Below are 26333 nucleotides of genomic sequence, written 5' to 3' on the forward strand. Positions count from 1 at the left end.
TATATTTTCGGCTTATTTTGCAGAAAATCTGCCCATGACAAATGTAACAATATCAGTAATTGCAACATCATTCTGTTCAGCTGTTGCAAGTTCCTTCACAGACAACTGCTGTGCTTCCCACTCGCGCTCACCCAGAATCATTGCAAAAACAGCCCCTGACTGATCAGCTTTTTTCATCTGACTCTTCATTGAACCCTGTGAACCTGTTTTCAGACGGATTGTACTGCCCGCTGCTTCCAGCTGATCACGGATCTGCTCTGCCAGTACCAGTGCCTTACCTTGTGATGCAGGATCTGCAACCAGGAAAATATCACATTCACGGACAGGTGTGTTGTCTTCGACCTGTTCAAGCAGAAGCAATAAACGCTCCATACCCATTGCAAAACCAACCGCAGGTACAGACTGATCAGCCTTACCTTTCAACTGTCCAACCAGACCGTCATAACGTCCACCTGCACAGACTGTGCCCTGTGAACCCAGATGCGTTGTTGTCCATTCAAACACGGTTTTATTGTAATAGTCGAGACCACGAACCAGTTTCTGATTAATGACAAAAGAAATACCCGCATCAGTCAGATACTGCTTCAACTGCTCAAAATGCTGCAGGGTTTCTTCACTCATAAAGTCATGAAGTTTTGGTGCATTTTCTAAAATTGTTTGTGTTTTAGCATCTTTAGAATCCAGAATCCGCAGTGGGTTGGTGCTTAAACGACGCTGAGAATCTTCATCCAGATCAGCCTTGTGTGCAGTCAGAAATTCAACTAGTGCTGCACGGTATTCTGCACGTTCTTCAGACTCACCCAGTGTATTCAGTTCCAGCTGAACTTTATCTGCCACACCCATGCGTTTCCATAAACGCGCAGTCAGCAGAATCACTTCCGCATCCTGATCAGGTGTTGCCACGCCAAAAGTTTCCACACCGAACTGGTGGAACTGACGGTAACGTCCTTTCTGCGGTTTTTCATAACGGAACATTGGACCAACATACCAGACACGCGGTGTTGCACCACGCAGCAGATTATGTTCAACCATCGCACGTACACAACCTGCTGTCCCCTCAGGACGCAAAGTCAGAGACTCAGGCGGATTACCTTTATCAAAAAATGTGTACATTTCTTTTTCGACAATATCCGTTGCATCGCCGATTGAACGTTTGAACAGATGCGTCTGTTCAACTATCGGCAGACGAATCTGCTGGTAACCATAAGCATCCATAATGGAAGCCAGATGCTGTTCAAGACGTCTCCACGCAGCGGACTGGGATGGAAGTACGTCATTAAAACCTTTAATTGCAACAATTGAACTCATGATTTACTCAGAAAAACTTGTACGGATAATCTCTTTCGATTTAGCTTCTTCAATCTCTACGATACGTTGACGAACCATGGATTCGATTTCATCAACCAACTGACCTGTATCAATCAAATGGCTTTTTTCACCATTCAGATAAACAAGCGAACGGGGTGCAGCACCCACCACACCAATATCTGCTTCCTTGGCTTCACCAGGTCCATTGACCTTACAGCCAATCACAGAGACATCCATTGGGGTACGGACATCTTCCAGACGCTCTTCCAACGCCTGCATGACTTTGATGACATTAAATTCCTGACGCGAACAGCTCGGACAGGCAATAAAGTTAATGCCGTTGGAACGTAAACCAAGCGATTTTAAAATATCAAAACCGATTTTAATTTCTTCTTCAGGTTCTGCTGCCAGAGAAATACGCATGGTGTCACCAATGCCTTCCATCAGCAGACCACCCAGTGCAATGGCAGACTTCACTGAACCTGTGCGGTACACCCCAGCTTCTGTGACACCCAGATGTAACGGGTTATCAATCTGTTCAGACAGCAGTCTGTAGGCATCCATGGTTAAAAACACATTGGATGCTTTTACGGAGACCTTAAATTCATGAAAATCAAGACGGTTCAGAATATCAATATGGCGCATGGCTGATTCAAGCAGTGCCTGACCGGTCGGTTCTCCATATTTTTTCTGAATATCTTTTTCCAGTGAACCGGCATTGACCCCGATACGCATGGAAATATCGTTATGACGTGCAGCAGCAACCACTTCACGGATTTTCGCTTCTGAACCGATATTACCTGGGTTAATACGCAGACAGTCTGCACCAAGATCTGCAACACGCAGTGCAATTTTATAATCAAAGTGAATGTCTGCAACCAACGGTACGTTTACACGCTTACGGATTTCACCAAAAGCTTCAGCGGCTTCCATACTCGGTACAGAAACACGCATAATATCTGCACCGATATCTGCACAACGCTGAATCTGTGCAACTGTCGCATCGACATCACAGGTTTCAGTATTGGTCATACTCTGGATGCTGATTGGTGCATCCCCCCCGACATAAACTGAACCAACACGGATTTTACGGGTAGGTCGACGTTTAATTGGATTCTCAATCATTGTATTGCTCTGCTGTTCGCCTGCATTAACGTGATAAACGGAATTCTGCTTTGCCGTTTACAGTATATGGAGACAATGAAATACTTTCATTATTTAAGCTTAATGACACTGCTGCTGCATCATCCAGACGGATCTGGAATGGTGTTTCACCGCTGACAGCCAATGTTGAAGCCTGACGACCTGTCGCAAGGACCTTACCTGTAGAATCCACGATATTGACTGAAGTCGGACGGCTGAACTCAAGCTTTAACTGATCACCTGAAACTGCTTCCGTACCGTTCATACTCAATACCTGAACATCCGGCTCTTCAGCCACAGGTGCTTCTGAGTCAGAACCTGATGATGTCCAGTTCTGGATCAGCATCACCAGTCCAGCCAGTACTACAACAGCAACAGCTGCAATCAGACTGCGCTTCAGCCATTTTCTGTTACGTTCACTGTTTGAACCTGGCAGTTTCCCCATAATTTTAATTGGAGAATTATTCAGGGCATGATTCGGTAACAGACCTGTATCGTTTGCATAAATTTCATCAAAACGCTGAATGATCGTTGAAGCATCCACTTTCAGATATTTCGCATAAGTACGATAATAACCCTTGATAAATGCCGGTTCAGGCAATGATTTGTAATCATCCTGTTCCAGAGCAGTCAAGGTTTTCAGCGGCATATTCAGTTCTGCTGCAACTACATTTAATTCATGCTTCTGATTCATGCGAATCTGACGCAAGTATTCACCTGGACGCTGAACATTTCCTAATGCGTTGGTTGCTGTGCTTGAACCGGTTGGTTGCTGTGAATTAGGATTTACTTCCATACGGCCTCAGTACTGTGCTGTAATTTCAAATAACTTTGGTATTCCTGGCTGTCTGGAAACAGAGCCCGTAACTGATTGACCAGCACCTGCATTCCCAGATTATCGCCATTGGCCCGTGCGATGCGGATACCGATCCATAATGCACGCGCTCCCTGATTTTTCTGACCGACTGCACGGACAAACTGTTCATACAGCTTCCCTGCGGATTCAGCCTGCTGGTTCAGATAAAGAATTTCTGATAATTCCAGCATTGAAACAAAAGAATTACGGTTTGCCTGGAGTGCCTGTCTGAATGCTTTTTCAGCACTCGCCTGATCTCCCAGCTTCAGATATACCCGTCCAAGATTTTCAAGTGCTCTTGAACGCTGATCATATCCAAGCGTTGCTCCCGCAATACTCAGTTGTTCAACCGCCTCATTATAACGCTCAACCTGATATAAGTACGTACCATAGTTGTTACGCGCCTGCGCATTTTTGGAATCTGATGAGATGGAACGGCGGAAATAGCTGTCAGCTTTTTCCATGCTGATTTTGCTGCCTTCCTGCTGTAACAGGATACCCATCATCATATTGGCATTCGCATCACGTGGATCTGACTCAAGTGCCTGATCCAGTGCACGTTTCGCTGCATCAAGATCACCACTGCGAATGTATTCAGCCGCCAGCTGAGATCTGACTTTGACTGCTTTTTCAGGATCTTTCTGTCCAATTGTAGCGGGAGTCTGACAGCCTGAAATCAACATTGTTGATATACAGACTGTTGTTATAAATGCAATTTTTAAAACAGACTTACCCAATTGACTTCCCCTTGATCTAGCCTTGCGAACGCAATATCTCATTTTTTTCTGAAATTTTCTTTTTCCATTGCTCTGCACGACGGGTACGATCTGCAACCTGACCAACAAGCTGACCACAAGCTGCATCAATATCGTCACCACGTGTCTGACGAATCGTACACACAAATCCTGCATCAGACAAAGTTTTTTGGAAAGAAATAATCCGGTTACGGCTTGAACGTCCGTATGGCGCATGCGGAAACGGATTAAAAGGAATTAAATTAATTTTACTTGGCAGATTTTTCAACAGCTTAATCATCTGCTGCGCATGCTCAGGATGGTCATTGACACCATCCAGCATGACATACTCAATCGTCACGTGTTTACGTGAACTTTCGTTGCCATCTTTGGCAATATAACGCTGACACGCTGCAATCAACTGTTCCAGCGGATATTTCTTATTGATTGGAACCAGTTCATTACGCAATTCATCATTCGGTGCGTGCAGTGATATCGCCAAAGCCACATCAATATCTTTCACCATCTGATCAATTTTAGGCACAACACCTGATGTGGACAGCGTGACACGGCGTTTTGACATGCCATAAGCAAAGTCGTCGAGCATGGTACGCATTGAGTTCAGAACAGCATCATAATTTAAAAGCGGTTCACCCATGCCCATCATCACGACATTGGTCACAGAACGTTCACGCTCAAGCACAGGCACATCTTCCATGTAGGAATAGTTTGCCATCCACAGCTGACCAATGATCTCTGCCTGAGTCAGATCGCGCTGAAAGCCCTGTTTACCTGTAGAACAGAATGAACAGTCCAGTGCACAGCCCACTTGCGATGAAATACACAAAGTGCGACGTAAACCACTGCGGTGTTCAGCAGGAATCAGTACAGTTTCGACGAGTGAGCCTTCACCCTCACCGACACGGAACACCCATTTTCGGGTACCGTCTTTGGAATAATTTTTATGCACCACTTCTGGTGCTTTAATTTCACAGATTTTTTCCAGTTTTTCACGTAACTTGCCTGAAATATTGGTCATTTCAGCAAAATCAGTGACAAAAAACTGATGAATCCATTTCATGACCTGACTGGCACGAAACTTCTTCTCTCCCATATCTTCAAAAAACTTTTCAAGTTCAGCCCTGGACATACCCAGTAAATTCACTTTTTGTACAGGTTCTTTCTGCGCAGAAACGGATACTGATGTTTGCTGTTCAGCAGAAATAACGGATGAAGCAGTCACTTCGGTACTCATGTGTAATTACCTAAACCATATTTTAAAAGACAGAAGATGCTCAATAAATAAGCAGATGAAGCTCAAGAAATAAAAAAACCAGATAAGTATAATAACACTTATCTGGTTTGAATACTGCGAATTAACGAGTACGTGGGCAGATCTCAGTCTGAGCGAAGAAGTAGTTAACTTCACGGTCAGCAGATGCTACAGAGTCAGAACCGTGAGCAGCGTTTTCATCGATGCTTACAGCGAAGTCTGCACGGATTGTACCTGGAGCAGCTTCTTTAGGGTTAGTTGCGCCAAGGATGTCACGGTGAGCAAGAACTGCGTTTTCGCCTTCAAGAACTGAAACAACAACTGGACCTGAAGTCATGAATGCAACTAAGTCACCAAAGAAACCACGTTCTTTGTGTTCAGCATAGAAGCCTTCAGCTTCAGCTTTAGACAGGTGTTTCATTTTAGTTGCAACGATTTTAAGGCCAGCTTTTTCAAAACGGGCAAAGATATCGCCAACGTGGTTTTTGCCAACAGCATCTGGTTTAACGATAGATAAAGTACGTTCAATAGCCATTGATTGGCTCCTTATGTCAAATTAGACGTGAAAATTTTGCCGCATTATACCGAATAACAGGCTGATTTCAGCAGCTGATATGTAAAAAAAGCCGATTTTTTCGATGTACTGCCTGGTGCTTTCAGCTGGCTTCGTCTATCCACGCCATCTGAATCGCTTCCAGCAGACCTTCTGTAGATTTTTCTGGACTGTCTGAAAAGTCCGGTAATGCGCATACCCAGGCATGCAGGTCAGTGAAACGGATCCACTGAGGGTCTACATCAGGGTGAGCTTCATACAGCTCTATTGCAATATCAATGGTATCTGTCCAGCGTAAGCCCATGACTTATCCTGCGTACTGTAAAAATTCGATGCTGTACTTTAACAAATTTCAGTCTTTAAACACCAGTACCGCATCTGTATATACAATCTTTACAGCACGATATTCAGATAAGGTGCTGTAAAAATCACAGCGGTAGCGACTACAGCACCGATCACTGCACCCACCGCAACATCACTTGGATAATGCAGTCCCAGCACCATTCTTGAAAGTGCAACCAGTACGGTAAAAGGCAGCATCACAATCAACAGTACAGGTGCTACATAACCCAGCACAGTCGTTACCATGACGGCATGCAGCGTATGTCCCGAAGGAAAACTGAAGTGATCCAGTGGTCGCTCCCCCATGCGGATGACCTGATGCACCTGATACGGTCGTGGTCTGACTGTTTTACTTTTCAGGACCTTATAAATCATGGTACCGATCAGACAGCCCAGCGCCAGGTAAATCAGCTGAACATAAAACGCCAGTCCTTTGATTGCCCAGACAATGAACAGCATACTGCCCCAGAAAAGACCATCTCCGAGACGATTGATAATTTTAAAAAACTGCGACACCTGGTCTGAATGAGAAAAATTATTCAGATACAGACAACCTTTCAGATCCAGGTCAAGTATTCTTATTTTTGCATTCTTAAATTTCATGGATACACTCCTTTAAGCACGATGCTTAAATTTCAGGACGTCACTTGCGTCTCCTTCGCAACCGCATACAACGCCTGTTCAAACTGCTGAACAGGATAGTTCCACCCTGCCTGCAGGGTTTTTTCACGTGCCACAGCTCCCATTTGCCGTAACACGTTATTTTCAGGTAACTGATACATGTGCTGGATCAATGCCGAAGCCTGCCCTATTGGGCTTAACCAGCCAGATACTTCATGTTTTAAATGCAGTGCCGCACAGGCATAGTCATAAGCGACAACAGGCAACCCGCTCGCCATGGCTTCCAGTACCACATTTCCAAATGTTTCCACCTGGCTTGCAAAGACAAATACATCTGCACTTGCATATGCAGAAGCAAGATCCCTGCCACCCAGACTTCCAGTAAACACAATGTCGGTATTTTTATGTATCTGCTCAAGCCGGGTTTTATCTGGTCCATCACCAACCACAACCAGCTTAATATCTGCCTTGCCCATTTTTTTCATGGCGTTATAGGCATCAATCAGGACATTCACTTCTTTTTCCGGTGATACCCGTCCCACATAAATCATGACGCGGGTCTGTTCAGTCGCACCCCACTGCCGGCGGATTTTTTCAGAGCGGTGTGCAGGTGAAAATCTTTCCGTATCCACCCCTCGCCCAACCACAACAAGCGGACATTTCACACCAAATTCACGCAATGCTTCTTCTGTATCCTTACTCGGTACACAGGTCAGATGAGTTGCATTGTGAAACCAACGCAGATAACGCTGTACAGGTTTCACAAAAAATGCGAGATCAAAAAAGCGACTGAAGTCCTGAAAGGCTGAGTGAAAACCACTGGATACAGGCAGTTTTCTACTTTTGGCAGCCTGCAACGCAGCAAGCCCCAGAGGTCCCTCCGTGACAATGTGTACGACATCGGGCTGAAAATCATCAAGCTCAGCGGACAGCTTCATAAACTGTGGCCAGCCAAACTTCAGACCAGGATATTTAGGAATGCTCTGCCCTTTCACCAGACATTCACGATCGGGTTTAAAGTCAGCACATGAATGCAACTGTGATGGGCGGATCAGTAAAATTTTATGCCCTGATGCCTGCAGTCCTTTACTCAACTGCAATAAGGACATCGCAACACCATTAATTTCTGGTGGCCAGGTTTCCGTTACGATGGCAATTTTCAGGCGGGGTCTGACCAGTTTTTCAAGTGCCTGATCAGCCCAATGTACCACATTCGAGCCGACGGTCTTTTTAAAGTAGAATTTAAAATTATCTGGAAAATCTTGTTGTTTTAGCAATTCAGCAGCGTAGATATTTGACATTCCACACCTATATCTTGATTTTTACACAAGCTTAGCGCTGCTTTTTTTCATTTTGATGTTGTTTATATGACAGTTTGCTGAAATCAACTGACATACGGGCTGTTATTGAATTCTTCTGAACAGTCCTTTTTCCACCTGATAATTCTGCCCATTGCCAAAATTCACCTGCCTGTTTACACCATCCAGATGCGCAGAGCCTTTGATCTTTTCAAGCTGAGGAGATCTCTGAAATTTTTTAGTCTGCGGATTATACATCCAGTAAATCTGATAGTTATCTTCCAGTCGCTTGTCCTCAGATGCATCATCCAGCAACAGGTCAAAATAACCATCAAAATTCATATCTTTATAATTAATCCCATAAGCAAATGCAGAAAAACCATCGAGCTGCTGAACAGTCTGACCCGTTCTTTTATCCTGAACATCTATACGCTTAATATAATGCTTATATGTTTTATCATTCCAGTAGCCATAAAGTTTAAATACAAAAGCTGGACGCTCTGATACCTGTACCATCGGTTTAAAACTGATATTTTCAGAAACTCCATCTCTTTGACCCAATAACGCAGACATTTCTCCAGACTGTGCATTCAGATCACCACCCAGGCTATACATTCCTTTTGCAGCATCTCCCAGTTCAGGGTTAAATGATTTCATTTCAATGCTGTTACCTTTCTGGAACCCTTCAAAACTGACTGCACGACCATTTTCAAGATTAAACAATGTGCCGTGAGGGTTCCAGACGCCTGAGTAAATATCGAGTAAGTACCGACCATCTGTGGATTTCAGCATACGTTGCATATAAACCGTTACATCACGTAACTGAGTCAATCCACTCTCAGAGACAGTTTCAGCTTTCAGGGATGAGGCACAGCCCAGCAAAATCAGAATACTCAATACTGCTTTAATACTCATAAAACCATCCAGCGTGAAATTCAGTTCATTCAATAATGTCACACAGCCAAACAGTCCGTAAAAACTATTTTACTACTGAATGTTCAGCTTTTTTTATTTCCAGCAGAACCCCCTATTCATTAAAATCATATATAACAATACAATAAGTAGAATTTATAATAAGTTAAGAATAAACATGCAAGCCAACCCAGGGGAACTCACTCTTTACAGCTGCCGTCCACAGCAAGCCATTAATCTGGGGATTATCTACAGTGTCATCGTTTTATTTCTTCTCAGAGTATCTTTTGAACACAATGAGCCTGACTGGTTTCGTTTCATCTATATCATCATCAGCGTCAGTTTCAGCATTCATTATCTGACTTTAAAATTTATTCTGACCGACCAGCGCTGCTGTATGCACTCACTCCTGTTTAAAAGCGAAACACAGCTGAGTTCACTGACAGAGCCTGTTTGTCTACAGCTCCCACCCAATCACACAGCCATACTGAAACTCTACCGGCTGCTCCTGATGTACAAAGCTGAGAACCACATTCTGTTCTGGCAAAAACGGGCTTTGCTGCGTTTCAACAATCACTCACCCGCTCGCTCCGGTTTTTTTCATCAAACCCTAAGACCCCCACTGACACTACTGAACATGCCTCAGTTTTCTGAGGAACAATCCAGAGAAATTTTACTGAATCTTAAATATCACTGGCAACTCAACCCAGAAACATTCAACGAAAACCCATCTACTGAAGAACTGGAGTTGCTGAAGAAATCCCGTCAGGAACAGGATATCGGTTATTCCCCATTACTGATCTCAGCTGTTGCCTTACTGATCGGATTTGCTGCAATGCTTGTCAGCCCAATGATGCTGCAAGGCTTACATTTTGCAGTAGAAGCATGGAATCTGATGATACCTTTTATTATTGTTTCCATACTGCTCAGCTGGTTGATCATTCGGACTGAAGGCAAAAAATATCCCTTTTTCAGCGCCCTTCTGAGTGGATGTTTACTGGGACCCTGCCTGTACTTTGGGGCATTGCAGCTGAACCGGATTTACAGTGAGCATAATGCAGCCATTGTAACAACTCAGATGTATTTAAATTCGGTTGATCAGCATTCACAGCAATGGTCACTCAGTCCAGAACTTGCAGAAACAAGCGGTTTAACTGATATTTATGTTCATAAAGACTGGCAATGGTACAGATCCGACTTAAAAATCGGTCAGAAATACACAATCCAGCTCAAGCAAGGCTATTTCCAGGATTACTTCATTGACCAGGACAGTTTTCGACTGATTCCTGAACAGTAACTGAAAAATCCAGTATAAAAAAACCCACTCAGATGAGTGGGTTTTTTAAGATTAAACTAAAGCTTAGTTTTTCTCTTTATCTACGATTTTGTTTGCCTGGAACCAAGGCACGAAAAGCAGTAAAACATAGCTTTGCTGCTTTGAGGCGCGTAATTTTACTCTTATCAAATACCATAAAAAAAAACCCACTCAATCGAGTGGGTTTTTTAAGATCAAACTAAAACTTAGTTCTTTTCTTTATCTACAATCTTGTTCGCTTGAATCCAAGGCATCATCGCACGTAACTTACCACCAGTCACTTCAATACCGTGAGCCGCGTTCTGACGACGACGAGCTGTCATTGAAGGATAGTTCAACGCACCTTCCTGAATGAACATTTTCGCATATTCACCAGACTGAATACGTTTCAGTGCATTACGCATTGCTTCACGAGACTGTTCGTTGATAACTTCAACGCCAGTTACGTATTCGCCATATTCAGCATTGTTTGATACTGAATAGTTCATGTCCGCGATACCGCCTTCAAACATCAGATCAACGATCAGTTTCAGTTCGTGTAAGCATTCGAAGTAAGCCATTTCTGGAGCATAACCAGCTTCAACCAGAGTTTCGAAGCCCATTTTAACCAGTTCAACAGCACCACCACAAAGAACTGCCTGCTCACCAAAAAGGTCAGTTTCAGTTTCTTCACGGAAAGAAGTTTCGATAATACCTGTACGACCGCCACCTACGCCTGAAGCATAAGAAAGCGCCACATTACGTGCATTACCAGAAGCATCCTGGTGAATCGCGATTAAGTCAGGAACACCTGAACCACGCTGGTATTCAGAACGTACTGTGTGACCAGGTGCTTTTGGAGCAACCATGATTACGTCCAAGTCAGCACGTGGAACAACCTGGTTATAAAGAACAGAGAAACCGTGAGCAAATGCCAGAGTAGCGCCTTGCTTGATGTTCGGCTCAATTACGTCACGATAAAGCTGAGACTGGAACTCATCTGGAGTCAGAATCATTACCACATCTGCCTGAGCAACAGCAGCAGGAACTTCAGACACTTTAAGACCTGAATTTTCAGCTTTTTTCCATGAAGCAGAACCTGCACGTAAACCTACAGTTACGTCCACGCCAGAATCTTTCAGGTTAAGCGCATGCGCATGGCCTTGTGAACCATAACCGATGATCGCTACTTTTTTGCCTTGGATGATAGATAAGTCACAGTCTTTATCGTAAAAAATTTGCATTGCTGTCTCCGCTAAAATGCTTTGTTTCCTTTCAGTCTGGTGTGTGTTTTCGTTTTCACTGAACCAGACCCTCTCCTTTTCAGAAAGAGAGGATAATCGGAATGTATAAAATTAGATAGTTAAAACTTTTTCGCCACGTGCGATACCGGATACACCTGAACGCACCACTTCAAGAATGGTGTTCTCTGCCAGTGCATCAATAAAGCCATCCAGCTTATCGGTTGTTCCCGCGATCTGGATCGTATAAGTTGTCGGTGTGACATCAACGATCTGCCCACGGAATATATCTGCTGTGCGTTTGATCTCTGCACGGGCAGAACCCAGTGCTTTGACTTTAATCAGCATCAGTTCACGCTCAATGTGCGCACCTTCTGACAGATCAACAACCTTCACCACTTCTACCAGTTTATTCAGTTGCTTGGTAATTTTCTCAATCTGATGATCATCACCATAAGTGGTCAGTGTCAGTCGGGACATGGTCGGGTCTTCAGTCGGCGCAACATTTAAAGTTTCAATGTTATAGCCACGCTGAGAAAATAAACCCACTAAACGGGAAAGCGCGCCTGCTTCGTTTTCAACGAGTACGGAGATAATATGTCTCATTCTGTACGCTCCCCTTTAGATAACCACATATCTTTCATGGACTGACCAGCGATCAGCATTGGATATACATGTTCTGAACGGTCGACCATGACGTTGATAAATACGCATTTATCATTGATTGCCATTGCTTCTTCAAGTTTCGATTCAAGTTCATCTGCATGATCAATCTGAATACCGACGTGACCATAAGCTTCCATCAGTTTTGCAAAATCAGGAAGTGACTCAACATACGAGCTTGAATGACGACCTTCGTAGTTCATATCCTGCCACTGTTTCACCATACCTAAAGCACGGTTGTTCAGGCACAGAATTTTTACATTCAGACCATACTGCTTACATGTAGACAGTTCCTGAATACACATCTGAATGGATGCTTCACCTGTAATACAGACAACCTGCTGATCAGGGAATGCCAGCTTCGCCGCCATTGCATAAGGCAAGCCAACGCCCATTGTGCCCAGACCACCTGAGTTAATCCACTGACGCGGACGTACATAGGTATAGTACAGCGCACCGAACATCTGATGCTGACCAACGTCTGAAGTAATGATTGCCTGGCTGCTGGTTACTTTATCAAGAGCAGCAACCACCTGCTGAGGCTTCATTACCCCGTTTTCACCAGCTTCATAACGCAGACCATGAACTTTGCGCCATTCATTGATCTGAGACCACCATGATGCAATTTCTTCTGGATTAGGTTTTGAAACATTCATCTGTTTCAACTGAACCAGCATTTCCTGAAGTACAGGCTCAACCGCACCCACAATAGGAATGTGCGCAATGATGGTTTTTGAAATCGTTGCCGGGTCAATATCAATATGAATGACTTTCGCATCTGGACAGAATTTAGCAGGGTTATTGGTTACACGATCATCGAAGCGTGCACCGATTGCTAAAATCACGTCAGCATTTGCCATAGTCATATTGGCTTCATACGTTCCATGCATTCCAAGCATGCCCACAAACTGTGGATCATTACCAGGGAAAGCACCCAGACCCATCAGGGTATTGGTGACAGGATAATTCAGTATATGTGCCAGTTCTGTCAGAAGCTCAGATGCATTGCCCTGTACCACACCACCACCGGTATAAATCACAGGACGTTTTGCATTGATCAGCTCATCAATCGCTTTACGGATCTGACCTGAGTGACCACGATGCGGTGGCTGATAAGAACGCATCTTCACTTTTTCAGGATATTCGTAAGCAAATTTTTCTGCTGGATTCGTTGCATCTTTTGGAATATCAACAACTACAGGACCTGGACGGCCTGAAGACGCGATATAAAATGCTTTTTTAATAATCGCAGGAATTTCACTGGCATGACGTACCTGGAAACTGTGTTTAACGATAGGACGGGAAATACCGACCATATCTGTTTCCTGGAATGCATCTTCACCAATTAAATGTGACGCAACCTGACCAGACAGGATCACCATTGGAATGGAGTCCATATAAGCCGTTGCAATTGGAGTAACCGTGTTGGTTGCGCCTGGTCCAGAAGTGACCAGAACCACACCTGTTTTACCTGTTACGCGCGAGTATGCATCTGCCATATGTCCGGCAGCCTGCTCATGGCGTACGAGGTAATGATTTATTTTTTCCTGTTGAAATAGCGCATCATAAATATGAAGAACTGCGCCGCCTGGGTATCCAAAAACATGTTCAACGCCTTCGTCCGCCAATGCGCGAACGAGCATTTCACCACCAGATAAAAGTTCCAACGTGATTCACCCTAGTCTTATCAGCCGTCAAGTGGGAGGCACTGACAGCATTTCATTCATTGAATTGTTTGCCTGTTATAGCACACATATTTCTCAGTTTTTGCAGCAATGGGAAAAAAATCTGATCTGACTGCCGTTTAAGCAATATATGATCTCAAACATGCTGGGATAAACATGTTTTCCTGCTTTGTTCATATTCTCGGCTAGAGAAAATGCCCATTACGCAACATGACACTTATTCGAAGGGTGATCGAATGAAGGCATATAAAACCGAAGTGAGCATTTTTGTGGTTTCAGACACAGTTGTCAAGTTTAAAAACTGGCTTTTTCCTGTTTATTTACAGACCGTTTATTTTTTAACCCCGAGTGATATTCAGGCAGTTTCACCGCATAGCCTGCGCACCACTGCTTCTCAGACGATGTGTCTTCATTTTCATAAAAAACAGGTATAAATTATATAAATAAATTGAATCATTGTTTTAACCGCACAGCTGAATACATACAGTGCGGACAGGATAATGTTTCGGTCTGTGTCTGCATTCCATTCAACCACCCTGATCATATAAAACACAATATTCCGATCAGGAAAAAATGAGGCTGAAGCCAGGGGCAGATGAGTAATGCACAGTAAACTTATTTTAAAATTCATCTCACAGTCTGTATATTCAGCGTGATGATGACGGGGACTGAACCATGATTTCAACTGTATTTAAAAGCTGCTGCCTGACCGCACTGTCTTTGATGTTTCTGAACACCGCTCAGGCACAGGAATATTACCGATGGGTGGATGCAAAAGGCACAACCCACTATACAAAAACACCGCCACCCAAACAGGCAAAAGCCAGGTCCAAAGTCAGCACTTATGGCTGGAAAAACAGCTCAGCTCCTGCCCCGCAGGCAACATCGTCTTCTGCTGCGCCTGAAGCTCATGAAGCAGCCGAGGCAGCAGCAAGGGCGGCTCAACACCAGGAAGCCAACAAGGCACTGGATCAGGCTCGGGGTGAATAATCTGATCAGCAGCATCTGCTGAATTTCAGCTTCACTCAAATTCTTTTACTTTTTCCTGCATAAGGCACAGTCCAAAATTCACTTTTCAGTGTATTTTGCGCTATGCTGTGTGCCACAGTTTTTAACCATTGTTCTCTATTACGTTTATGACTACTCATATTGACCCTGAATATCAAGCCAGTGCGATTGAACCTGCTGTCCAGAAAGACTGGGAAAATCGCAAATCATTCAAAGTTGCCGACACTGTAGAAGGTCCACGTCGTTATATCCTCTCGATGTTCCCTTACCCAAGCGGCAAACTGCATATGGGTCATGTGCGTAACTATACCATTGGCGATGTGATCAGCCGTTTCCACCGCCTCAAAGGCGAAACCGTTCTCCAGCCAATGGGTTGGGATGCTTTCGGCTTACCTGCTGAAAATGCTGCGATTGCACACCAGGTCGCTCCTGCAAAATGGACCTTTGAAAATATCGCGTATATGCGTGACCAGCTGAAAAAACTGGGACTTGCAGTCGACTGGGATCGTGAATTTGCAACCTGTACGCCTGAGTACTATCACTGGGAACAATGGTTATTTGTTCAGCTTTATAAAAAAGGTCTGATTTACCGCAAACTTTCAACTGTAAACTGGGATCCAGTTGACCAGACTGTTCTGGCAAATGAACAGGTTGAAAATGGTCGTGGCTGGCGTTCAGGTGCATTGGTTGAAAAACGCGATATTCCAATGTATTACTTCCGCATCACTGATTATGCACAGGAATTGCTGGACGATTTAGATACTTTAAAAGACGGTTGGCCACAACAAGTCCTGACCATGCAACGCAACTGGATCGGTCGTTCACAAGGGATGGAAATCAAGTTCCCGTCAGCACAACCTGAAGTCTATGCAGATGGTTTGACTGTATACACCACTCGTGGCGATACCTTAATGGGTGTGACTTATGTTGCTGTTGCAGCAGAACATCCAATGGCGTTAAAAGCTGCTGAAAACAATCCTACACTTAAAGCATTTATTGAAGAATGCCGTATGGGTTCAGTTGCCGAAGCTGATCTTGCCACTGCTGAAAAGAAAGGTATGGCAACAGGTCTTTCAGTGAAACATCCAATCACAGGTGAAGAAGTTCCTGTCTGGATCGCTAACTATGTGTTGATGTCATACGGTTCAGGCGCGGTGATGGCTGTTCCTGCGCATGATGAGCGTGATTTTGAGTTTGCTAATAAATACAACTTGCCAATCCAACAAGTCATCGATGCCAAAGGCGCTGATGATGCAGATTATTCTTCAACTGAATGGCAGGAATGGTATGGCTCTAAAGAAGGCAAACTGGTTAATTCAGCAGAATTTGACGGTTTAGACTTCCAGGCGGCTTATGATGCAATCCTTGCAAAATTAGAACCACAAACTTTAGCAAATGCGAAAGTCCAGTTCCGTTTACGTGACTGGGGTGTTTCCCGTCAGCGTTACTGGGGTTGTCCAATTCCAATGATCAACTGTGACAAGTGTGGTCAAGTGACTGTGCCTGAAGAACAACTTCCTGTTGTTTTACCAACGGATGTTGTTCCTGATGGTTCAGGTAACCCACTGAACAAGATGCCTGAGTTCTACCAGACGACTTGCCCATGTTGTGGTGGCGAAGCACGTCGTGAAACCGATACTTTAGATACCTTTGTAGAATCTTCCTGGTACTATGCACGCTATGCATCTCCAGACTTTACTGGCGGTTTAGTTAAGCCTGAAGCTGCGCAGTCATGGTTGCCAGTGAATCAATACATCGGTGGTGTTGAACATGCCATCCTGCATTTACTTTATGCACGTTTCTTCCATAAATTGATGCGTGATGAAGGCGTGGTGCAAGGCAATGAACCATTCACCAATCTTCTTACTCAAGGTATGGTTCTTGCGGATACTTACTACCGCGAAGCTGAATCAGGTAAGAAAACCTGGTTCAACCCTGCTGACATTGACCTTGAGCGCGATGAAAAAGGTCGTATCACTTCTGCCAAATACCAGGGTGATGGTCAAGAAGTGACTGTTGGCGGACAGGAAAAAATGTCCAAATCCAAAAACAACGGTATCGACCCGCAAGCGATTATTGATCAGTACGGCGCAGATACTGCACGTGTGTTTATGATGTTTGCTGCACCACCAGATCAGTCACTTGAATGGTCAGATGCAGGTGTTGAGGGTGCAAACCGTTTCATGAAACGTGTATGGCGCCTGGCTGCTGGTTTCCTTGAAAAAGGCAATGCTGCTTCTGATATCGACAAAACTGCTCTTTCTGTAGATGCTCAGGATTTACGCCGTAAAACTCACGAGACCATCCAGAAAGTCGGTGATGACATTGAGCGTCGTCATGCCTTCAACACAGCGATTGCTGCTTTGATGGAACTGATGAATGCCACCAATAAATTTGAAGCAGAAGATAATAACGATGTCGCTGTTGAGCGTGAAGCCATTACAGTATTACTGACTTTATTGGCACCATTTGCACCTCACCTGAGTCAGACTTTACTGGCTGAGTTCGGTATTGAACTGAACAGCACACTGTTCCCTGCTGTAGATGAGTCTGCGTTAACACGTAATACCCAGACCATCGTGGTTCAGGTAAACGGTAAACTTCGCGGCAAACTGGAAGTATCTGTTGATGCTTCTAAAGACGATATTCTGGCACAGGCAAAAGCATTGCCTGAAGTACAGCAGTTCCTGACTGGTCCAACCAAGAAAGAAATCGTTGTACCGAATAAGTTAGTGAATCTGGTGGTTTAAAAGCCTTGTATCCCCTCTCCTCTCAGGAGAGGGTTAGGGAGAGGTCTTTATAAATTGAAGCACCCTCATCCTCTTGCGGAAAATATTCCTCATCCCAAAGGGAGAAGGAACTAAAAGCCTACAAAGCCCGTTGCCAGTCAACGGGCTTTGACTTTACAATCCCTGTCATCATGGAAAATATTCCTGAACATATTTTAAAACTTTCCGCAGAGGACACAGCATGCATCTGGCGCAACGTATAGCAGCAGTTGTTTTAACCCTGGGCTTAGGTGCAAGTCTGACAGGATGTGGTTTTCACCTGAAAGGAACCAGTCCGTCCGCGACACCGGTTGCTTATACACATATGAATCTTGCCGTACCTGAACAAGCAGAGGAACTGCATGAGAAACTGGCTATTTACCTGGGTGCAGCTGGCGTACAGATCAGTAACTCTCCGAATGCCTATATTCTGCGTGTACTGGACTACACTCCACGTCGTCTTGAACTGAACGGCAAACTGGTGGAAACACTGCTTCGTTTAAGCGTGACATTCCGTATTGAAGATGCTCAGGGTAATCCTGTGACTGAACCACGGACTATTACAGCTTCACGCAGTTATCAGTACGACCTGGCTACAGTCAACACCGATGATCAGGAAGAAAAATACCTGAAACAGGTCATCATGGATGACATTGCACAGCAGATTGTTCGTCAGATTTCTTCAAACCGCTTACCGAAAGCAGTTGATTCTCAGCCTGCCCCAAAGAAAGCAGCGGAATAATACAGCATGAAAATGGACTATCTTCAGGCACTGAAACGTGTGGATGAAGCACGTGGTGTTTGGATTATGCATGGTCAGGAGCCTCTGCTTGAGCAGAATCTGCTGGATGCATTCCGTAAAAGCTGGTCCACCCACGAAATTGAACGCCAGCGTTATGACATCAGCAATGTCGGCGACTGGAGAAACGTTTTTAATGCATTAAACAGTCTCTCTCTGTTTTCAACACAACTGGCTGTTGAAGTACATGGCAATATCAAACCTGATGCCAGCAGTCTCAAACTGCTGAAGAGCTACATTCAGCAGAATGAACACAATCTGTTGCTTGTAGTAATGCCCAAACAGGACAGCAACAGTCTAAAATCCAGTTTTTTTCAGCTGATTGAAGCCAATGGTGTTACGGTTCCTTTAACTGCAAATTATCCGCAGGACAGACAGCGGATCTTAGGGCTTGAAGCTGAAAAACTGGGAATCAGGCTCGCCAGTGATGCCTGGCAATGGCTGGAACAGCATCATGAACATAACCTGCTGGCCGCCAAAAACAGCCTGATGCGGGTCAGTGATACCTTTGCTGAAGTTGAGGTGATTCAGATTGATCATCTTTACTCATGTTTACAGGATCAGTCACGTTATACAACATATGATCTGAACGATGCCTTACTTGATGGCAACCTGGCGCAGTCCATCAAAATTTTTCAGTATCTGATTGCATCCGGTGAAGCCATGACTCTGATTCTGTGGAGTATCAGTAAAGAAATGCGCTTACTGATGCAGCTGTTTGAACAGCCTCAGAATGCCCTGCAACTCGGGATCTGGAAAAATAAAATCAGTGTCTATCAACAGGCATTGCGCAGACTGAATCCTGCTGTCTTTTTAAACTGGCCTGCGCTGTTACTCAGAATTGACGCTTCCATTAAAGGCATTGGCAATGAAAATCCTGAACATCTGATTCAGCAGGCAATTTCCAGTCTCTGTGGAAAACCTCTGTTCAGCGATATTGCTTAAACTCAGATCAGAAATACAGATGAAGTATTCTGTATTTTGATCAGTAATTTAAACCCCATTGATCAAATAAATAATAATCATTTTCAATTCCTTAAAAAATTCACGTTTTCTCCTCAATTCGACCTTATAATTTGATCAATTTTTCATTCTGACCAGACTGTGTATATCATGCCAAAAATAAAACCAGCCAAAGTTATACTTATTGCTGTCTGCCTTGCCATTATTGCAGCAGTTGCGTGGACATTTCTAAAACCGAAAGACGTCAAACCTCAGTACATTACCGCTGAAGTTGCGCGTGGAGATATTGAAGATTCTGTGCTGGCAACCGGTGATCTGGAAGCCACCAAAATGGTCAGCGTCGGTGCACAGGTATCCGGTCAGGTCAAACGCATGTATGTCAAACTGGGAGATCAGGTGAAACAGGGACAGCTGATTGCTCAGATTGACTCTGTCCGTCAGACCAATGATCTGAAAACAGCAGAAGCCAGCATTAAAAACCAGCAGGCTCAACTGGCAACCAAACAGGCAAATTTAGCCAAAGCAGAAGCTGAATATATCCGCCAGAAAAATATGTATGCAGAAGATGCAACATCAAAATCCGAACTGGACAGTGCGATCGCTGCATTTAAAACAGCGCAGGCTGATATTGCTTCCATGAATGCGCAGATTGAACAGTCCCGACTGACTCTTGCAACCGCGAAAGAAGATCTGGGTTATACACAGATTGTTGCGCCAATTGATGGAACTGTGGTTGCGATTGTGACGGAAGAAGGTCAGACCGTAAATGCCAATCAGAGTGCACCAACCATTGTCAAACTGGCAAAACTCGACACCATGACCATTAAGGCACAGATTTCTGAAGCTGATGTCATGAAAGTTGAAGAAGGTCAGAAAGTCTATTTCACCACTTTAGGTGACAGTGAGAAAAAACGCTATGCCACCCTGCGTCAGGTGGAACCTGCGCCAGACTCCATCAACACTGAAAGCAGCAACAGCTCGACGTCATCATCAAGCAGCACGGCGGTTTATTATAATGCCCTGTTTGATGTGCCGAATGATGATGGCAAACTGCGCATTGATATGACGGCTCAGGTTTATATTATTCTGGCTGAAGCTAAAAACGTACTTACTCTGCCATCCTCAGCTTTGCAGGCTGCAAGAAGCCCTCAGCGTGCAGCCGGGAAAAACAGTTCTGATAAAAATACATCTGCTCAAAAGCCATCACAGACTAAAGAAGGTGCTCAGAACAGTGGCCGTCCTGAACGCCTGGAACTGAGTCCTGATGAAAAGGCACTGATTGACCAGGGCAAAGCATCTGTCTCTGTTGCCCGTGTTCTTCAGGCAGATGGCACAGCGAAACGTAAACAGGTGCTGGTCGGTCTGAATAACCGTGTCACTGCTCAGATTTTACGTGGACTGAAGCAGGGTGATCAGGTGATCATTGCCGATGGTTCAGATACTTCAAATGATTCTGCAAAGCGCAGCAATAAAAATGGCCCAATGAGATTCTAAGCATGGATCAGAACAACAGTCAGAATACGCAACCTCTGCTCGAGGTCAGCAATCTGATTCGTGAGTTCCCTGCGGGTGAGTCCACGATTCAGATTTTAAAAAGCATCGACCTGAAGATTTATCCAGGTGAACTGGTTGCCATTGTGGGACAGTCAGGTTCTGGTAAATCGACCCTGATGAATATCCTGGGCTGTCTGGACAAACCGACTTCAGGCAGTTACAAGGTCAATGGTCGTGAAACCGGTAAACTTGAACCTGATGAGCTGGCACAGTTACGCCGTGAATATTTCGGTTTTATTTTCCAGCGTTATCATCTGCTCGGAGACCTGACCGCCGCGGGGAACGTCGAAGTTCCTGCAATTTATGCAGGAGTTGATCCTGCTGCACGTCAGAAACGCTCACATGAACTGCTGACAGAACTGGGTCTGGGTGACAAAACACAGAACCGTCCCAATCAGCTTTCAGGTGGTCAGCAACAGCGTGTATCCATTGCCCGTGCCCTGATGAATGGCGGCGATGTCATTCTGGCAGATGAACCGACCGGTGCACTGGATAAAAACAGTGGTATCGAAGTGATGCGTATTTTACGTGAGCTGAATGCCAAAGGTCACACCATCATTCTAGTCACACATGATCTGAATGTTGCAAAAAATGCGACCCGTATTATTGAAATCAGTGACGGTAATATTATCTCTGACCGTCCAAACACACCTGAAACAGAAGGTCATACCGAGCAGCTCATTGAGGCTGATGGCATCGAGAAGCAGAAAAAATCATCGGTTCTTCGGGCGACTTTCGACCGTTTCGGTGAAGCATTCAATATGGCATTGCTGGCGATGAATGCACACCGTATGCGGACCTTCCTCACCATGCTCGGAATTATTATCGGGATTGCGTCAGTCGTTTCGGTCGTCGCACTCGGAAATGGTTCACAGAAACAGATTCTGGAAAATATCAGCAGTCTGGGCACCAACACCATTACCATTTTCCAGGGGCGTGGTTTCGGTGACAACTCCAAAACAGCTCAGGCAAAAACACTGATTCCTGCCGATGCAGAAGCGCTCGCTGAACAGCCTTATGTCGATGGTGTCAGTCCTTCAGTCAGTTCCAGTGTGACGGGTCGCTTCAAAGACACAGAGGCATCCATCAGTGTCAATGGTGTCGGCAATGACTTTTTCTACGTCAAAGGGATCAACCTCGCTGAGGGTCAGGCTTTTGACAAACAGAGTGTCAATCAGCTGGCACAGGATGTTGTCATTGACAACAATACAAAAAACACCTTCTTTGCAGATGGTACCGACCCTGTCGGTCAGGTGATTCTGCTTGGGAATTTACCAAGCCGGATTATTGGTGTCACTGAAGCTCAGAAAAGCATGATGGGAAATTCGGACAGTCTGAATGTCTATCTGCCTTATTCAACGGTCATGAGCCGTATGCTGGGTCAGTCCAATGTGCGTAACATCACTGTCCGTGTGAAAGATGAATACCCGAGTGCTGTGGCTGAAAATGCGATTCTGGCGTTGCTGGAACAACGGCACAACGCACAGGATGTCTTTACGCAGAACTCTGACAGTATCCGTGAAACCATTGAGCAGACCACGGCGACCATGACCCTGCTGGTATCTGCAATTGCAGTCATTTCCCTGGTGGTCGGGGGAATTGGGGTCATGAACATCATGCTGGTGTCTGTAACTGAGCGGACTCAGGAAATTGGGGTTCGTATGGCAGTTGGAGCACGTCAGTCTGACATTCTGCAACAGTTCCTGATTGAAGCCATTCTGGTCTGTATTTTAGGTGGTATTCTCGGTGTGCTGCTTTCTCTGGGTATTGGTCAGATTATCGGACACTTTGCCAAAGGCACATTCCAGATGGCGTATTCCACAACATCCATTATTGCTGCCTTTGTCTGCTCCACACTGATTGGGGTGGTCTTCGGCTTCATTCCAGCACGCAATGCCGCACAGCTTGACCCTGTCGATGCACTGTCCCGTGAATAACCAGGAAATAAGGAATTTCTCATGCAGATGAATTTAACAAAACTTACAGCTGCCCTTGTTCTTGGAAGCAGTCTGGTCGGATGTGCTGCCGTGGTGAAAACACCTTATCAGGCACCAGCAGTCAGCATTCCCGAAAGTTTTGCCTATAACAAAGCCAGCAGTAAACAGATTCAGAATGATCTCTATGCAGATCAGTGGTGGACACTGTTCGGTGACAGTCAGCTGAACCAGCTGGTGGATCAGGTCATGACCCGAAACAGTGATCTGGCAGTAGCAGGCATCAATTTACAGCAAGCCCGCTTACAGGCTGGACTCACTGAAAATAAACAGGGAGTACGGGTCAGTTCAGGTGTTTCTGCCGGACACAGTGTAGACCTGCATTCAGGTGATGATGCCTCTAAAGGTCTGTCTCTGAGTGGTGGTGTGAGCTATGAGGTCGATCTGTTTGGAAAACTTGCCCGTCAGACTGAAGCCAGTCAGTGGGAAGCCAAAGCAACCGAACAGGATCTACAGGCAACCGGTCAGAGCCTGGTTGCGACCACAGCCAACCTCTACTGGCAGCTCGGTTATTTAAATGAACGCTACAGCACCGTACAGCAGAATCTGGCATCCACACAGAAAACCTATGAACTGGTTCGTGCCCAGTATAAAGCAGGTGCTGTTTCCGGACTGGATCTGACCCAGGCTGAACAGTCTGTACAAAGTCAGAAAGCCAGTCTGAGCCAGATTGATCAGCAGCGTGTCGAAGCACGTACCGCACTCGCGGTGTTGCTCGATATTCCTGTACAGCAGCTGAATATTCAGGAACCACAGCGACTGCCTCGTGTCAGCTTACCAAATATTTCAGCAGGTCTGCCAGCAAGCCTGCTCTCACGTCGTCCCGATTTAAATGCAGCTGAACTGCGCTTACGCAAAGCACTGGTAAATAAAGATACCACCAAAGCCAGTTATTATCCGTCCATCAGTCTGACGGGCAATCTGGGGGCAAGCAGTACATCGCTGACGCAGCTGCTGCAGAATCCTGCACTGTCTCTTGGAGCAAGTCTAAGCCTGCCTTTTCTTCAATACAATGACATGAAAAAAGATCTGAAGATCAGTGAACTGGATTATGAAAAAGCCATTATCCAGTACCGCCAGACCTTATATCAGGCTTTTGCAGATACTGAAAATGCACTTTCTGCCCGCAGTGAACTGGACAAACAGGTTGCCTTACAGCAACGTAATCTTGAACTGGCAGAAAAGACTGAACGCCTGACTCAGGTCCGTTATAAAAATGGCGCGATTGCCCTGAAAAACCTGCTGGATGCACAGGAGACAACCCGTAATGCACGACTGACTTTGGTTCAGACAAGACAGAATCAGTACAATGCTTACGTCACGCTCATGCAAGCACTGGGTGGCAGCCCAGTCAGACAGCTTCCAGGCTCTGAATCAGACAGCTGAATAAACACTTATACATCCATCATAAAAAAGAGCCTCATCTGAGGCTCTTTTTTTACAGGGTCTGTACATGATCAGAAATATTCATCCAGCCGCTGATACAGCTGTTCTGCTTTTTCATAACCCAGTGAGCGGGCTTTATCCAGCCAGTTTCTCGCTTCTGCAAGATTCCGCACCACACCCTCTCCCTGTAAATATAACCGCCCCAGCTGATAGCAGGCTTCAGGCTCATTCATGGCTGCTGCCTTTTCATACATACTGACAGCATAGCTGAGGTCTTTTTCCACACCCCACCCTTTTTCATACATTTCTGCAAGATGATTGATTGCCAGACTGTCCTGATGTTCTTCAGCCCGTTTCAGCCAGTGCAAAGCCTGCGCATAATCCTGCTTAGTGCCCTGTCCAGACAGATACAGAATACCCAGCTGGGCATAACATTCCTGGTCGCCACGCTCAGCACCTTTTTCATACCATTTGAATGCCTGAGTATCATCCTGCTCAAGCCCACCCAATCCTTTCAGATAGTTGCCTGCCAGTTTACAGGCTGCTTTTTCTGAGCCTGAGATATAGGCATATTCAAGATACTGACGGGTACGTATACCGTTCATGACTGGAATCAGTTCACTGCTGTAATACAGCCCCAGTGCATAATAGATATCCGCCTGAGTCTCGACTTTATAGCCCATATAACTCTCAGCTGCATCACTGATCAGCTCTTTTGCCTGATTGTGATCCTGTGCAACTCCTTCCCCAAGTAAATAGCAGATTCCGAGTCCCATTTTACTGGTCATCTGAGCTTCTATAGCATGTGCATGCTGATAAATGCCAAATGCTTTCTGGGTGTTTTTATCGACGACATCCCCCTCAAAATACAGCGCTGCAATACTGCATAATGCAATCAGATCATCGGCATGTGCCGCCTCAGACCATAACTGAAAAGCACGCTGCTTATCACAGGGAACACCCCATCCATTAAAACTGGCAGTTCCCAGCAGGCTCAGTGCCATGCTGTCTTTCTTTTCTGCCATTTTTTCAAGCTGGCTGACCACCACAGGCTGCTGTTCAGTATCAAACAATCCACGCAGGACAGCCAGATAATACGGATAGGCAAACTGGGTACTTCCAAGTTCCACACTGTTTTTGGCATATTTTAAAGCTGTTGCAGAATTTACAGGAACCCCGATCCCACGGCTGTAATGCTCAGCAAGCATCAGCGTTGCATCCAGATGGCGGTTTTCAGCAGCCTGATGCAGATAACCATGCCCTGCAATAAAATCCTGCTCAGAACCTTCTGCACAGAAATGCTGTCCGAGAATATACTGTGATGCCGCATTGCCCTGCTCGGCATTATTTTTCAGAATTTTCATGGCGCGGACTTCATCTTTTTCCACGCCATCGCCCTGCAGAAATTTGATTGCCATCTGAAACTGAGCATCGGTATTGCCTTTCGCAATGGCATGCTGATACCAGTAAGCTGCTTTTTCTTTATCTTCACGCTCATAGTCAGCACAGTCATAGATCCCGCCCAGGCGAAATGCGGCAACATCACTGCCCATACGGTATGCTTTTTCCAGCTGAGCCACCGCGGTCTGTACATCAGGTGATTTCACCTGCCCCTTGAGCTGCATGGCAGCCATATTGATAAATGCATCAGGAAGTTCATACTTCTGCCCTAGATCGGTATAAATCTGATATGCACGCTCATGATCAGCTTCAGTCCCACTGTTCACAAGTTCCTCTGCATAACCGAGCTGTGCCTCCAGCTGCTCAAACCAGAGTTCGCTCTGAACATTGTTCTGATCCCGTGTAACAGGGTCAGGACGTTTCCACATCCAGAAGGCCAGACCACCTATCGCTAAAATCAGTACCAATAAAAACCACATCAGCTTTCCCCAGAAATTATTGTTTCTTTTATTTTTAAAAACAGCTTCAGTCTATTTT

Annotated in this window: 22 protein-coding genes; 8 read left to right on the forward strand and 14 right to left on the reverse strand. The window is 45.1% G+C overall.

The genetic code is table 11. The annotated features are described in order from the left end of the window. Positions 1-12: 12 nt before the first annotated feature. The 10 genes from hisS to CDG60_RS15190 form a co-directional block, all read right to left on the reverse strand. Entirely contained in the window at positions 13-1308 is a 1296-nt protein-coding gene (gene hisS / locus CDG60_RS15145) for a histidine--tRNA ligase (protein WP_087513063.1), read from the reverse strand. Between the two features lie 3 nt (positions 1309-1311). Further along, a complete protein-coding gene (ispG, locus tag CDG60_RS15150; protein ID WP_087513064.1) occupies positions 1312-2433 on the reverse strand; it encodes a flavodoxin-dependent (E)-4-hydroxy-3-methylbut-2-enyl-diphosphate synthase in 1122 nt (373 codons plus the stop codon). A gap of 25 nt (positions 2434-2458) precedes the next feature. Then, positions 2459-3247, reverse strand: coding sequence for a helix-turn-helix domain-containing protein (locus tag CDG60_RS15155; protein ID WP_087513065.1), 789 nt, complete (start codon positions 3245-3247; stop codon positions 2459-2461). Continuing rightward, on the reverse strand, positions 3238-3990 hold the full coding sequence (gene pilW / locus CDG60_RS15160; RefSeq protein WP_227542888.1) for a type IV pilus biogenesis/stability protein PilW: 753 nt from the start codon (positions 3988-3990) through the stop codon (positions 3238-3240). Before pilW ends, CDG60_RS15155 begins: the two co-directional genes overlap by 10 nt. Before the next feature lie 70 nt (positions 3991-4060). Continuing rightward, positions 4061-5296 (reverse strand): dual-specificity RNA methyltransferase RlmN, encoded by a 1236-nt coding sequence (gene rlmN, locus CDG60_RS15165; RefSeq protein ID WP_087513067.1) that lies wholly within the window; start codon positions 5294-5296, stop codon positions 4061-4063. A 121-nt stretch (positions 5297-5417) separates the two neighbouring features. Continuing rightward, positions 5418-5849: a nucleoside-diphosphate kinase gene (gene ndk / locus CDG60_RS15170; RefSeq protein WP_087513068.1), complete on the reverse strand. Its 432-nt coding sequence runs from the start codon at positions 5847-5849 to the stop codon at positions 5418-5420. A 121-nt stretch (positions 5850-5970) separates the two neighbouring features. After that, positions 5971-6171: a Fe-S cluster assembly protein IscX gene (gene iscX, locus CDG60_RS15175; RefSeq protein WP_087513069.1), complete on the reverse strand. Its 201-nt coding sequence runs from the start codon at positions 6169-6171 to the stop codon at positions 5971-5973. An 89-nt stretch (positions 6172-6260) separates the two neighbouring features. Then, positions 6261-6812 carry a phosphatase PAP2 family protein gene (locus CDG60_RS15180; RefSeq protein WP_087513070.1) on the reverse strand — a complete coding sequence of 184 codons (552 nt, stop codon included), beginning with the start codon at positions 6810-6812 and terminating at the stop codon, positions 6261-6263. Between the two features lie 32 nt (positions 6813-6844). Then, positions 6845-8131 carry a glycosyltransferase family 4 protein gene (locus tag CDG60_RS15185; RefSeq protein WP_087513071.1) on the reverse strand — a complete coding sequence of 429 codons (1287 nt, stop codon included), beginning with the start codon at positions 8129-8131 and terminating at the stop codon, positions 6845-6847. A 102-nt stretch (positions 8132-8233) separates the two neighbouring features. Next, a complete protein-coding gene (locus CDG60_RS15190; RefSeq protein WP_087513115.1) occupies positions 8234-9043 on the reverse strand; it encodes an XAC2610-related protein in 810 nt (269 codons plus the stop codon). Positions 9044-9218: 175 nt separating this feature from the next. Here CDG60_RS15190 and CDG60_RS15195 point away from each other — a divergent pair, with 175 nt between their 5' ends. After that, complete coding sequence (locus CDG60_RS15195; RefSeq protein WP_087513072.1) at positions 9219-10337, forward strand: hypothetical protein; 1119 nt, start codon at positions 9219-9221, stop codon at positions 10335-10337. A 224-nt stretch (positions 10338-10561) separates the two neighbouring features. Here the strand turns inward: CDG60_RS15195 and ilvC are convergent, their stop codons facing one another. From ilvC to CDG60_RS15210, 3 genes are all read right to left on the reverse strand, one after another. Next, complete coding sequence (ilvC, locus tag CDG60_RS15200) at positions 10562-11578, reverse strand: ketol-acid reductoisomerase (protein ID WP_087513073.1); 1017 nt, start codon at positions 11576-11578, stop codon at positions 10562-10564. Between the two features lie 111 nt (positions 11579-11689). Next, positions 11690-12181, reverse strand: a complete 492-nt coding sequence (ilvN, locus tag CDG60_RS15205; RefSeq protein ID WP_087513074.1) for an acetolactate synthase small subunit — start codon at positions 12179-12181, stop codon at positions 11690-11692. After that, positions 12178-13905, reverse strand: a complete 1728-nt coding sequence (locus CDG60_RS15210) for an acetolactate synthase 3 large subunit (protein ID WP_087513075.1) — start codon at positions 13903-13905, stop codon at positions 12178-12180. The genes ilvN and CDG60_RS15210 overlap by 4 nt, the downstream gene beginning before the upstream one ends. Before the next feature lie 741 nt (positions 13906-14646). On the opposite strand from CDG60_RS15210, the gene CDG60_RS15225 reads away from it, so the two are divergent. The 7 genes from CDG60_RS15225 (at position 14647) to CDG60_RS15255 (ending at position 24395) form a co-directional block, all read left to right on the forward strand. Beyond that, positions 14647-14913: a DUF4124 domain-containing protein gene (locus CDG60_RS15225; protein WP_227542969.1), complete on the forward strand. Its 267-nt coding sequence runs from the start codon at positions 14647-14649 to the stop codon at positions 14911-14913. Positions 14914-15059: 146 nt separating this feature from the next. Then, the gene (gene leuS / locus CDG60_RS15230; protein ID WP_087513079.1) at positions 15060-17681 is read left to right on the forward strand and encodes a leucine--tRNA ligase; all 2622 of its coding nucleotides are present in this window, start codon (positions 15060-15062) and stop codon (positions 17679-17681) included. A gap of 220 nt (positions 17682-17901) precedes the next feature. Then, the gene (locus CDG60_RS15235; RefSeq protein ID WP_087513080.1) at positions 17902-18441 is read left to right on the forward strand and encodes an LPS-assembly lipoprotein LptE; all 540 of its coding nucleotides are present in this window, start codon (positions 17902-17904) and stop codon (positions 18439-18441) included. Positions 18442-18447: 6 nt separating this feature from the next. After that, complete coding sequence (holA, locus tag CDG60_RS15240; protein WP_087513081.1) at positions 18448-19443, forward strand: DNA polymerase III subunit delta; 996 nt, start codon at positions 18448-18450, stop codon at positions 19441-19443. A gap of 168 nt (positions 19444-19611) precedes the next feature. Beyond that, positions 19612-20955, forward strand: coding sequence for a MacA family efflux pump subunit (locus CDG60_RS15245; protein WP_087513082.1), 1344 nt, complete (start codon positions 19612-19614; stop codon positions 20953-20955). A gap of 2 nt (positions 20956-20957) precedes the next feature. Then, positions 20958-22952, forward strand: a complete 1995-nt coding sequence (locus CDG60_RS15250; RefSeq protein ID WP_087513083.1) for a MacB family efflux pump subunit — start codon at positions 20958-20960, stop codon at positions 22950-22952. 21 nt (positions 22953-22973) lie between these two features. Beyond that, positions 22974-24395, forward strand: coding sequence for an efflux transporter outer membrane subunit (locus tag CDG60_RS15255; RefSeq protein ID WP_087513084.1), 1422 nt, complete (start codon positions 22974-22976; stop codon positions 24393-24395). Positions 24396-24466: 71 nt separating this feature from the next. Here CDG60_RS15255 and CDG60_RS15260 read toward each other — a convergent pair whose 3' ends face one another. Continuing rightward, a complete protein-coding gene (locus tag CDG60_RS15260) occupies positions 24467-26275 on the reverse strand; it encodes a tetratricopeptide repeat protein (protein WP_087513085.1) in 1809 nt (602 codons plus the stop codon). Between the last annotated feature and the right edge of the window lie 58 nt (positions 26276-26333).

This window comes from Acinetobacter chinensis (assembly GCF_002165375.2).
In the GTDB taxonomy this organism is placed as follows: Bacteria; Pseudomonadota; Gammaproteobacteria; order Pseudomonadales; family Moraxellaceae; genus Acinetobacter; species Acinetobacter chinensis.

Excerpts from the sequence above, each read along its gene's own strand:
- hisS (WP_087513063.1), bottom strand. The coding sequence starts at position 1,308 with ATGAGTTCAATTGTTGCAATTAAAGGTTTTAATGACGTACTTCCATCC.
- ispG (WP_087513064.1), bottom strand. The coding sequence starts at position 2,433 with ATGATTGAGAATCCAATTAAACGTCGACCTACCCGTAAAATCCGTGTT.
- CDG60_RS15155 (WP_087513065.1), bottom strand. The coding sequence starts at position 3,247 with ATGGAAGTAAATCCTAATTCACAGCAACCAACCGGTTCAAGCACAGCA.
- pilW (WP_227542888.1), bottom strand. The coding sequence starts at position 3,990 with ATGTTGATTTCAGGCTGTCAGACTCCCGCTACAATTGGACAGAAAGAT.
- rlmN (WP_087513067.1), bottom strand. The coding sequence starts at position 5,296 with ATGAGTACCGAAGTGACTGCTTCATCCGTTATTTCTGCTGAACAGCAA.
- ndk (WP_087513068.1), bottom strand. The coding sequence starts at position 5,849 with ATGGCTATTGAACGTACTTTATCTATCGTTAAACCAGATGCTGTTGGC.
- iscX (WP_087513069.1), bottom strand. The coding sequence starts at position 6,171 with ATGGGCTTACGCTGGACAGATACCATTGATATTGCAATAGAGCTGTAT.
- CDG60_RS15180 (WP_087513070.1), bottom strand. The coding sequence starts at position 6,812 with ATGAAATTTAAGAATGCAAAAATAAGAATACTTGACCTGGATCTGAAA.
- CDG60_RS15185 (WP_087513071.1), bottom strand. The coding sequence starts at position 8,131 with ATGTCAAATATCTACGCTGCTGAATTGCTAAAACAACAAGATTTTCCA.
- CDG60_RS15190 (WP_087513115.1), bottom strand. The coding sequence starts at position 9,043 with ATGAGTATTAAAGCAGTATTGAGTATTCTGATTTTGCTGGGCTGTGCC.
- CDG60_RS15195 (WP_087513072.1), top strand. The coding sequence starts at position 9,219 with ATGCAAGCCAACCCAGGGGAACTCACTCTTTACAGCTGCCGTCCACAG.
- ilvC (WP_087513073.1), bottom strand. The coding sequence starts at position 11,578 with ATGCAAATTTTTTACGATAAAGACTGTGACTTATCTATCATCCAAGGC.
- ilvN (WP_087513074.1), bottom strand. The coding sequence starts at position 12,181 with ATGAGACATATTATCTCCGTACTCGTTGAAAACGAAGCAGGCGCGCTT.
- CDG60_RS15225 (WP_227542969.1), top strand. The coding sequence starts at position 14,647 with ATGTTTCTGAACACCGCTCAGGCACAGGAATATTACCGATGGGTGGAT.
- leuS (WP_087513079.1), top strand. The coding sequence starts at position 15,060 with ATGACTACTCATATTGACCCTGAATATCAAGCCAGTGCGATTGAACCT.
- CDG60_RS15235 (WP_087513080.1), top strand. The coding sequence starts at position 17,902 with ATGCATCTGGCGCAACGTATAGCAGCAGTTGTTTTAACCCTGGGCTTA.
- holA (WP_087513081.1), top strand. The coding sequence starts at position 18,448 with ATGAAAATGGACTATCTTCAGGCACTGAAACGTGTGGATGAAGCACGT.
- CDG60_RS15245 (WP_087513082.1), top strand. The coding sequence starts at position 19,612 with ATGCCAAAAATAAAACCAGCCAAAGTTATACTTATTGCTGTCTGCCTT.
- CDG60_RS15250 (WP_087513083.1), top strand. The coding sequence starts at position 20,958 with ATGGATCAGAACAACAGTCAGAATACGCAACCTCTGCTCGAGGTCAGC.
- CDG60_RS15255 (WP_087513084.1), top strand. The coding sequence starts at position 22,974 with ATGCAGATGAATTTAACAAAACTTACAGCTGCCCTTGTTCTTGGAAGC.
- CDG60_RS15260 (WP_087513085.1), bottom strand. The coding sequence starts at position 26,275 with ATGTGGTTTTTATTGGTACTGATTTTAGCGATAGGTGGTCTGGCCTTC.